This window comes from Burkholderia sp. LK4, from assembly GCF_001043615.1.
GTDB classification, from domain to species: Bacteria; Pseudomonadota; Gammaproteobacteria; order Burkholderiales; family Burkholderiaceae; genus Burkholderia; species Burkholderia cepacia.
Window position 1 is genome coordinate 1 of record NZ_LDUL01000185.1, and the last position, 944, is coordinate 944.

1 protein-coding gene is annotated in these 944 nt (G+C 64.8%); it reads right to left on the reverse strand.

Features of this window, described 5'->3' with window-relative positions; genetic code table 11:
- On the reverse strand, positions 1-944 hold a 944-nt coding region (gene tssI / locus VK92_RS38830; protein WP_048468276.1), incomplete at both ends, for a type VI secretion system tip protein TssI/VgrG.

Sequence of the window (944 nt, forward strand, 5' to 3'; positions counted from 1 at the left end):
CCCGAACCCACCCCCGGCCCAGGGACTCGACACCCGCACCCAGCACGACGAATCCTGATTGCTTTGCCCATACCGATCCCAGCGGAATTGCAGCTTCACGCGCCCGTATTGATCGGTCCAGATTTCCTCCCCCGGCGGCCCCACCACGGTGGCCGTCTGCGGCCCGCTGGTGCGCGGCCGCGGCGTGTCGCGCGGCGACCGGTAAGGCAGGTTCGATGGCTGCACGAGCATCATCGTCTGATGCACGACAGCCTCCGCGCCCTGGTCGCTCGCATACGCGTTCTCCTGGAAGCGGTACTGGCACCGCACGATCAGGTATTCGCGGTTCTGGTCCGCACGCGGACAATGCGCCAACGTGAACAAGTAACCCGGCGCAGCACCGCGCACATCGGTATCGGCACTCGCCCGCTCATGCTCAGCCTGCTGCTCCTCGAGCCGCACGCGGCTGTAATGCGCACCGGGCGCATCGTCGCGATACCCGCCCGGCCACTCGAACGACGCGAAGCTATCGTGATCATGACCACGCGGATCGACCTTCTGCGACGAAAGATCGGCGCGCGGCTTCGTGTAGTCGTAGTCGGTGGTCTGGTGCTTGCCGACGCTCACTTCCTGCGCGGGCAGCCAGCCGTCGATATGCTCCTCGTCAGCGATCGCGGTGCGGTCACGCGCGATGTACGGAATCGTCTCGTAGCCGGGCAGCGCCGTGTGCGACGACATCGCGTCGCTGAGCATCAGCGTATGCGTGTCCTCCGCATGCCGGAACCAGTAATAAATGCCCTCGAACTCCATCAACCGCGACACGAACGCGGCGTCGGTCTCGTTGTACTGAACGCAGTAATCGCGCGGCACGTAAGTCTCCGCCAGGTGGCTCTCGATCGGAAAGCCGTACGTCGACAGGACCTCCTGCACGATCTCCGGCACGGTCTTGTTCTGGAAGATCCGGC